This window comes from Streptococcus sp. CM6 (assembly GCF_000526095.1).
GTDB lineage: Bacteria > Bacillota > Bacilli > Lactobacillales > Streptococcaceae > Streptococcus > Streptococcus oralis_BW.
In genome coordinates this window covers 21,349-28,444 of the sequence record NZ_JATS01000023.1, presented here as the reverse complement: position 1 = coordinate 28,444, position 7,096 = coordinate 21,349, and the positions used below count along the sequence as shown (strand labels likewise).

The 7,096-nt window shown below is 44.1% G+C and carries 4 protein-coding genes; 2 read left to right on the top strand and 2 right to left on the bottom strand.

The genetic code is table 11. The features are described from left to right. Both HMPREF1516_RS08365 and treR read right to left on the bottom strand, forming a co-directional pair. Positions 1–2,272 (bottom strand): glycoside hydrolase family 95 protein (locus HMPREF1516_RS08365; protein WP_156916954.1); only part of this gene is annotated, 2,272 nt, incomplete at its 3' end. Positions 2,273–2,525: 253 nt separating this feature from the next. After that, positions 2,526–3,239 (bottom strand): trehalose operon repressor, encoded by a 714-nt coding sequence (treR, locus tag HMPREF1516_RS08360; RefSeq protein ID WP_033606318.1) that lies wholly within the window; start codon positions 3,237–3,239, stop codon positions 2,526–2,528. 184 nt (positions 3,240–3,423) lie between these two features. Here treR and treP point away from each other — a divergent pair, with 184 nt between their 5' ends. Together treP and treC are read left to right on the top strand one after the other, a co-directional pair. Next, on the top strand, positions 3,424–5,391 hold the full coding sequence (gene treP, locus HMPREF1516_RS08355; protein WP_033606317.1) for a PTS system trehalose-specific EIIBC component: 1,968 nt from the start codon (positions 3,424–3,426) through the stop codon (positions 5,389–5,391). Positions 5,392–5,454: 63 nt separating this feature from the next. Next, positions 5,455–7,080 (top strand): alpha,alpha-phosphotrehalase, encoded by a 1,626-nt coding sequence (gene treC, locus HMPREF1516_RS08350; protein WP_033606316.1) that lies wholly within the window; start codon positions 5,455–5,457, stop codon positions 7,078–7,080. Positions 7,081–7,096 lie beyond the last annotated feature (16 nt).

Genomic DNA, 7,096 nt, shown 5'->3' with positions numbered 1-7,096 from the left:
CACCATCTCCACGGTGGTTCAAGGTAGCACGCGCAGCCTCTAGGTATTCAGCCTGGTCCTTGCTAAAGAGCGTACCTGGGAAGAGACCAACTAGATGGGAAACGTGACGGTGGTGATTTTCAATCCCTTCATTGGTGAATTGGGGGCTGTCCTCCTCGTACCATTCCTTGATGCGTCCCTCTTTGTTGATGTGAAGTGGTTTGAGTTTGTCAAATTTAGCCTTGACCTCTGTGACTAAGTCTTGGTCGACTTTCAGATGGTTGGCAACTTCCATGTAGTCGTGGAATAGCTGCCAGACTAGCGATTGGTCAAAGGTATTTCCGATGGTGATGGTCCCGTGTTCTGGTGAGTAGGATGGGGAAGACACCCAACGGTCGCTTTCTTTGTCGTAGTGCAAGAAGGAGTTCCAGAACTTGGCAGTCTCTTTCAACATAGGATAGATCTTTTCTTTGAGATAAGTCTCATCCTTGGTGAATTTGTAGTAGTCATAAACGTTCTGCATCATCCAGGCATTAGCAGCTGGCGACCAACCCCAATAGTAATTCCAGCCTGGAGTAGTCCAGCCAAATGGAGTTGCTTGAGTGTGGACCAGCCAACCATTTTCTTGCCCGTCTTTGGATTCGATACCTGCGTATTCCTTAGCAGCGATACGACCATAGTAGCGCATGTCGTCAATGTAATTGATCATTGGCTTGGCAGTTTCAGCAAGGTTGCTCATGTAAGCTGGCCAATAGTTCATTTGCAAATTGACATTGAGGTGGTAGTCAGCGTTCCAAGGTGGATTGTCTACGGCATTCCAGACTCCTTGTAGGTTGGCAGGAAGGGCATCTGTCCGATCACGAGACGAACTGATGAGTAGATATCGGCCATATTGGAAGAAGAGTTCTTCCAATTTTTGCCCTTTTTCTGGGTTATAGCCTTGAAGGGCCTCTTTTGTCGTTTGAGCAGTCTTGTTTCCGCCTAGGTTTAGTTTAACGCGGTTAAAGAGACTTTGATAGTCCTTGATATGGGTCTTTTTAAGTGTCTCGTAGTCTTTGGCCTTAGCAGCTTCGACAATCCCTTTAACTGTTTTTTCGAGGTCAATGTCTTTTCGATAGTTGGTTTTAGGATTTTGAGCAAAGTTTGTTTTGGCGCTGAGGTAGAGGGTTGCATAACTTGCGCCTGTAACGGTTAGTGTCTCATTCTGAACAGTAACTGTTCCATCCGTTTTAATTCCTAGATAGGATGCAAATTTGAGGCCGTTATCTTTAACAGTTCCCTTTAGAAGGATTCCGTTTGCATCTGTAGTGACATGACCATTCTTATAGTTGGAATATTCCCAAGAGTAGTTGCCATTAGCAAGCAAGTCTTCTGTCAAACTGTTCCAAAGGGTAAAGTCAAGTGTCTTGTTTCCTTTTTTAGTCAAGTGGGTCACAGTGACATCATCAGGATAACTGGAGAAGGTTTCGCGTTTGAAGGTCGTCCCATCTTGGGTGTAAGAAGTGGTCGTAGTGGCTTCAGTGATATCCAGATTACGGTGATAATCAGTTACAGTGTCTAGTCCTTTCTTCTGGTTATTAAAGACCATGAAGATATCTCCAAAGGCTAGGTAACGTCCATACTGGGCGTTGTTTGGTCCAACTAGATTTTGTTCAGCGAGCTGTTTAGCTTTTTGGCGGTCACCAGCTTCGAGGGCTTTACGTATCTCTGCTAAGACCTTGTAGCGATCCTTGTAGTTTCCTCCGTTATAGTCGGTGCTATCGGGTTGTGGTCCTCCTGACCAGAGGGTCTTTTCGTTGTACTGGATTCTCTCTTCGCCAATTAGGCCAAATACCTTGGCTCCCATCTCTCCGTTTCCGACAGGGAGGGCTTGTTTTTCCCATCCATCATAGGAGGGAGCTGTTGGCTGATTGTAGTTGAGTTGATAGTTTTCTTGCTTTGTCACAGGCTGATCTGCTTTTTCAGGTTCCTTATTTTCTTTAGCTTCTACAATGGCTTCTTCACTAGCTTGACTATTTGTCGTCTGAGTCTCCTCAGCTGGCTTGCTTTCGGAAACTACTGGACTCTCGGCTAGAGACGGTTTTGTAGTTTCAGTCGCTTCAGCTGCTTTGGGTTCACTATCAGGCTTAGTGATAGCTTCGACAGAGCTTGGTTCAGTTTGCTTAACCTCAACACTGTCTGCGGCTACAGTATGGTTGACTAGAAAAACAGCCCCTAGTAAAACAGAAGCAGTCCCAACCGTCAGCTTGCGGATGCTATAGCGACAGGATTTGTCCCAAAAGTGTTTTTTCATAAAACCCTCCTTTGTGTATTCGAAACCGCTTACATTTCATAAAGCAGTTTCGTTTAATTTGTTTCTATTTATCTCCTCACCTCCCATTCTAATGGTCGCTTAGCATTTGTCAAGAGGTTTTTAGCAAGATACATATTTGCTGTTGTTTTTTCTTAAAATAGTAGAATAAGTAGCAAGCAGACCCTCTTTTCCAACTATCAACTCCTTTATTTACTACTAAAAAACAGTTGAGAGTATTCCCAACTGTAAGTGTTTATTTCGGATGTCTTTTGGCAAAGTCAACAAAGTGAAATTTTTCTAATTTATGGCGACTTTCGGTGAATTGGAACTGGCGCCCGTCTTGGAGATAGACTTTTGACTTGATCGAAACGACATAAGGATCTTTGCCAATATCCATGAGAATCTTGTCTCGGTCACTGGTGTGGTCGATGGTGATTTCTTTCTGAGCATAATCGATGTTAAGTTTGAGGTCATCCTCTATATACGAGTAGATAGACTGCTCAGCGATTTGGCGAGTGAGATTTGGGATCAGTTCCATATCCAGATAGTCCGTATCCAGAACCGATACCAGGTCATCCACCACACGCTGGCGGACCACCTTCCAAACCATCCGAAACTCTGGGAAGCCGGTTATTAGTGAGGATTTTTTATCGATAATGATCTTGTCCAGACTGACCACATTGGTCTTAGAGCGCAGTCCAAGTTCCTGTACCAGTTCTTGGTAGCTAGTTAGGTTGGAGACAGGGAAGTTGACCGTTTCTTCTTTGACAACTTGAGAACCTTGCCCCCTTATCTTTTTGATTAATCCTTCTTCTTGGAGGAGGGACAGAGCTTTTCGGACGGTGTCACGGCTCACCTGATACTGATTCATGAGTTCGTGTTCACTGGGGAGGAAATCTCCGACAGCATATGTCTCGTTTTGAATGTTTTTTTGGATTTGCTTAAATAATTGTTGGTATTTCTTCATATTGCTTCCTTAAATGAGTTTTGAGTCTTATTCCATACATACTTGTATCCATTTTACCATACAAGTGCTAGAAAATATGCAAAAATACCCTCTTTTTATCGCAAACAAGTTGCCTACAAGTTTGGTATCGTTTACAATAGAGCTATCAAGTCAAGCTTGCTTTGACAAATATAAGGAGAATCAAATGGGAAAATTTGAACAAGAAGCCAAAGATCTGCTTCAAGCGATCGGAGGCAAGGAGAATGTCACTGCCGTAACCCACTGTGCGACGCGGATGCGCTTTGTTCTCGGAGACGAAAAGAAGGCCAATGTCAAGGCTATTGAGTCGATTCCAGCTGTCAAAGGGACCTTTACCAATGCCGGTCAATTTCAGGTGATTATCGGGAATGACGTGCCGATCTTTTATAATGATTTTACAGCTGTTTCAGGCATTGAGGGTGTCTCCAAAGAAGCAGCCAAGTCCGCAGCTAAGAGCAATCAAAACCTGGTCCAACGTGTCATGACCACTCTAGCAGAAATCTTTACGCCGATTATTCCAGCCTTGATTGTCGGAGGATTGATCCTCGGTTTCCGCAATGTATTAGAAGGTGTGCATTGGTCAATGTTGGATGGCAAGACCATCACAGAATCCTCTCAGTTTTGGTCAGGAGTCAATCACTTCCTCTGGCTGCCTGGTGAAGCAATCTTCCAGTTCTTACCAGTAGGGATTACCTGGTCTGTCTCTCGTAAGATGGGAACCAGCCAAATCTTGGGAATTGTACTCGGGATCTGTTTGGTTTCACCTCAGTTGCTCAATGCCTATTCAGTTGCCTCAACACCTGCATCAGAAATTGCAGCAAACTGGGTTTGGAATTTTGGTTACTTTACTGTTAATCGTATCGGTTATCAAGCCCAAGTTATTCCAGCATTACTGGCAGGTTTGAGTTTAGCATATTTGGAAATTTTCTGGCGTAAGCATATTCCAGAAGTCATTTCCATGATTTTTGTACCTTTCTTGTCATTGATTCCGGCTTTGATTTTGGCTCACACTGTCTTGGGACCAATCGGTTGGACAATCGGGCAAGGACTCTCATCAGTTGTCTTGGCAGGCTTGACGGGTCCAGTTAAATGGCTCTTTGGTGCGATTTTTGGTGCCCTCTACGCTCCATTTGTCATCACAGGTCTTCACCATATGACCAATGCCATCGATACACAATTAATTGCAGATGCTGGTGGAACTGCCCTCTGGCCAATGATTGCTCTTTCAAATATTGCCCAAGGTTCTGCCGTATTTGCCTATTATTTCATGCACCGTCATGATGAGCGTGAGGCTCAGATTTCACTTCCTGCAACCATTTCAGCCTATCTCGGTGTTACAGAACCAGCCCTCTTTGGGGTCAATGTCAAATACATCTATCCATTTATAGCTGGGATGATTGGTTCAGCCCTTGCAGGCATGTTGTCCGTTACATTCAATGTAACTGCGGCTTCTATCGGTATCGGAGGTTTGCCAGGTATCCTCTCTATTCAACCTCAATACATGCTGCCGTTTGCAGGAACCATGCTAGTTGCTATTATTGTACCAATGCTATTGACTTTCTTCTTCCGTAAGGCAGGCCTCTTTACAAAAACTGAGGACGATACAGCCTTGCAAGCAGAATTCGTTGCCCAAGAAGAGGCAGAATTTGTCAGTCATGAACCAGTAACCCTTGCTCCAGTAGAGATTGTCAGCCCACTTACAGGTCAGGTGAAAGAATTGAGTCAAGCGACAGACCCTGTTTTTGCATCAGGCGTCATGGGACAAGGTCTAGTCATTGAACCAAGCCAAGGTGAGTTGACTTCTCCAGTCAATGGGACAGTGACGGTTCTTTTCCCTACCAAGCATGCCATCGGTATTGTCTCTGACGAAGGGGTAGAATTGCTCATCCACATCGGTATGGATACAGTAGGGCTTGATGGCAAAGGTTTTGAAAGTCTTGTAGCCCAAGGAGACCATGTCACAGTTGGTCAGAAATTGATTCGTTTTGATATAGATGCTATTAAGGCTGCGGGTCTCGTGACAGAAACTCCAGTTATCATCACTAACCAAGATGCTTATACAGCGACTATCACTGGAACTTATCCAACAACTATCCAAGCTGGCGAAGCTCTCATGGTCGCTACACGAATCTAATTGAAATAAAACAAACAGGGAAGGAACAGAGGTTCCTCCCTTTTATCGGAAAAGGAGAAACAGATGGCACTTGATAAAAGAAAAGTAGTCTATCAAATCTATCCAAAATCATACAAAGACACCACTGGAAATGGTATTGGGGACTTCCGTGGGATTATCGAGAAAATCCCCTATCTAGCCAAACTGGGCGTGGATATGGTCTGGCTCAATCCATTTTATCCAAGCCCCCAACGGGATAATGGTTACGATATTTCAGATTATATGGCAGTGGATCCTCTTTTTGGTGATATGGCTGATTTTGAAGAGATGGTACGTGTCGGTAAAGAGCACAAGATTGACTTTATGCTGGATATGGTGCTCAATCATTGCTCGACAGAACACGAATGGTTTCAGAAAGCCCTAGCTGGCGACCAGTACTACCAAGACTTTTTCTTCATCCAAGACCAACCGACCGACTGGCAGTCTAAGTTTGGTGGATCTGCCTGGGCACCTTTCGGGGATACAGGGAAATATTACCTCCACCTCTTTGATGAGACCCAGGCTGACCTTAACTGGCGCAATCCCAATGTCCGCAAGGAGCTTTTCAAGGTTGTTAATTTCTGGCGAGACAAGGGAGTCAAAGGTTTCCGATTTGATGTGATCAATTTGATCGGCAAGGATGAGGTTTTAGTGGATTGTCCAGAAAATGAAGGCAAGCCAGCTTACACAGACAAGCCCATCGTTCATGACTATTTGCGCATGATGAACCAAGCCACTTTTGGATCAGATGATAGTTTTATGACTGTTGGAGAAATGTCTTCTACCACCATGGAAAACTGTGTCCTCTATTCGTCACCTGACCGTCAGGAGTTATCCATGACCTTTAATTTCCATCATCTCAAGGTGGACTACAAGGACGGACAGAAGTGGACTTTAGCTCCCTTTGATTTCGAAGAGTTGAAAAGTCTTTACCATAGCTGGGGCAAGGAAATGAGTGACAAAAATGGCTGGAGCGCTCTTTTCTGGAACAATCACGACCAACCACGAGCCTTAAATCGTTTTGTCGATATTCAACATTTCCGCAATGAAGGGGCGACTATGCTGGCTGCCAGCATTCACCTGTCACGTGGGACACCTTATATCTACATGGGTGAGGAAATCGGAATGATTGACCCAGACTATGATTCCATGGCTGACTATGTGGATGTCGAGTCCATCAATGCTTATCAGATGCTCTTAAAAGAAGGAAAAAGTGAGCAAGAAGCCTTCCAGATTATTCAGGCTAAGTCACGAGATAATTCACGCATTCCTATGCAGTGGGATGCTTCAGAAAATGCTGGTTTCACAAGAGGAACTCCTTGGCTGAAGGCAGGGAAATCCTACCCACACATTAACGTAGAAAATGAAATCCAAGGCCCAATTTTTACCTTCTACCAAAACTTGATTCGACTTCGTAAGGAAATGCCGATCATTTCAGAAGGAAGCTACAAACCAGCCTTTGAAGACAGTAAGCAAGTCTATGCCTTTGAACGTCAGTATGAGGATGAAACATTACTGGTCCTCAATAACTTTTATGCCACAGAAGTGGAAATCGACTTGCCAGTGGTCTACCAGAAAGGACAGATTCTGATTTCAAACTATGAAGATGTAGAAGTATCAGAAAAAATTCTTCTGAAACCTTATCAAACACTGGCTATTTATGTAAAATAAACGCAGCAAGGAGCTC

Excerpts from the sequence above, each read along its gene's own strand:
- treR (WP_033606318.1), bottom strand. The coding sequence starts at position 3,239 with ATGAAGAAATACCAACAATTATTTAAGCAAATCCAAAAAAACATTCAA.
- treP (WP_033606317.1), top strand. The coding sequence starts at position 3,424 with ATGGGAAAATTTGAACAAGAAGCCAAAGATCTGCTTCAAGCGATCGGA.
- treC (WP_033606316.1), top strand. The coding sequence starts at position 5,455 with ATGGCACTTGATAAAAGAAAAGTAGTCTATCAAATCTATCCAAAATCA.